This is a genomic window from Exiguobacterium sp. TNDT2, from assembly GCF_003331145.1.
Lineage (GTDB): Bacteria > Bacillota > Bacilli > Exiguobacteriales > Exiguobacteriaceae > Exiguobacterium.
Genome location: NZ_QLVE01000020.1, coordinates 1 through 2,189 on the forward strand (window position 1 = coordinate 1; position 2,189 = coordinate 2,189).

Annotated in this window: 1 rRNA gene; it reads right to left on the bottom strand. The window is 54.8% G+C overall.

The annotated features are described in order from the left end of the window. Nucleotides 1–2,144: ribosomal RNA gene (locus DPV68_RS10260) — 23S ribosomal RNA — on the bottom strand; the annotation flags it as partial. Nucleotides 2,145–2,189: the final 45 nt, after the last annotated feature.

Genomic DNA, 2,189 nt, shown 5'->3' on the forward strand with positions numbered 1-2,189 from the left:
AACTCCCACCTATCCTGTACATCGCGTACAAAGCCTCAATATCAGGCTGTAGTAAAGCTCCATGGGGTCTTTCCGTCCTGTCGCGGGTAACCTGCATCTTCACAGGTACTATGATTTCACCGGGTCTCTCGTTGAGACAGTGCCCAAATCGTTACGCCTTTCGTGCGGGTCGGAACTTACCCGACAAGGAATTTCGCTACCTTAGGACCGTTATAGTTACGGCCGCCGTTTACTGGGGCTTCGGTTCAGTGCTTCTCTTGCGATGACACATCCCCTTAACCTTCCAGCACCGGGCAGGCGTCAGCCCCTATACGTCATCTTGCGATTTAGCAGAGACCTGTGTTTTTGCTAAACAGTCGTTTGGGCCTATTCACTGCGGCTTATGTTGCCATAAGCGTCCCTTCTCCCGAAGTTACGGGACCATTTTGCCGAGTTCCTTAACGAGAGTTATCCCGCGCGTCTTAGAATTCTCATCTCGCCTACCTGTGTCGGTTTACGGTACTGGCGCCGACCTCCTCACTAGAGGCTTTTCTTGGCAGCGTGAAATCCGGTACTTCGCCCTACGGGCTCCACGTCACAGCTCGACCTTGTGTGCCGGGCGGATTTGCCAACCCGACGGCCTCGCTGCTTGTCCGTGCACTTCCAGTCGCACGGTTACCTTATCCTTCTGCGTCCCCCCATCGTTCAAACGGTGGTACGGCGGTACAGGAATATCAACCTGTTGTCCATCGCCTACGCCTTTCGGCCTCGGCTTAGGTCCAGACTAACCCTGAGCGGACGAGCCTTCCTCAGGAAACCTTGGGCTTTCGACGGAGGGGATTCTCACCCCTCTTTTCGCTACTCACACCGGCATTCTCACTTCCAAGCGCTCCACGGCTCCTCACGATACCGCTTCACTGCTGCTTGGAACGCTCCCCTACCATCCCTTACGGGATCCATAGCTTCGGTGGTATGTTTAGCCCCGTTACATTTTCGGCGCGGCGTCACTCGACTAGTGAGCTATTACGCACTCTTTGAATGATGGCTGCTTCTAAGCCAACATCCTAGTTGTCTGTGCAACGCCACATCCTTTTCCACTTAACATACACTTGGGGACCTTAGCTGATGGTCTGGGCTGTTTCCCTTTCGACTACGGATCTTATCACTCGCAGTCTGACTCCCGAGTACAAGTTGCCGGCATTCGGAGTTTGACTGAATTCGGTAACCCTGTGGGGGCCCCTAGTCCAATCAGTGCTCTACCTCCGGAACTCTTCACCTCGAGGCTAGCCCTAAAGCTATTTCGGGGAGAACCAGCTATCTCCAGGTTCGATTGGCATTTCACCGCTACCCACACCTCATCCCCGCACTTTTCAACGTGCGTGGGTTCGGACCTCCAGTCAGTGTTACCTGACCTTCATCCTGGACATGGGTAGATCACCTGGTTTCGGGTCTACGACGACGGACTGATGCGCCCTGTTCAGACTCGCTTTCGCTGCGGCTCCGCCTCATCGGCTTAACCTCGCCCGCCATCGTAACTCGCCGGTTCATTCTACAAAAGGCACGCCATCACCCGTTAACGGGCTCTGACTACTTGTAGGCATACGGTTTCAGGATCTGTTTCACTCCCCTTCCGGGGTGCTTTTCACCTTTCCCTCACGGTACTGGTTCACTATCGGTCACTAGGAAGTATTTAGCCTTGGGAGATGGTCCTCCCGGATTCCGACGGGGTTTCACGTGTCCCGCCGTACTCAGGATCCACTCTGGAGGGGATGGGATTTCGGCTACAGGGCCGTCACCTTCTCTGGCCGACCTTTCCAGGTCGTTCACCTATCCTATCCCTTTGTAACTCCGTATAGAGTGTCCTACAACCCCAGGAAGCATGCTTCCTGGTTTGGGCTGTTCCCGTTTCGCTCGCCGCTACTCAGGGAATCGAATTTTCTTTCTCTTCCTCCGGGTACTTAGATGTTTCAGTTCCCCGGGTCTGCCTCACGCCGTGCTATGTATTCACACGGGTGTCCCGCCAGTCTCCCGGCGGTGGGTTCCCCCATTCGGATACCCCTGGATCAATGTGTACTTACCACTCCCCAGGGCATGTCGCTGTTCGTCGCGTCCTTCATCGGCTCCTAGTGCCAAGGCATCCACCGTACGCCCTTTCTACCTTGATCTAGCGTCTAAGACACACGGTCCTCACGGACCATATGTGAAATTAA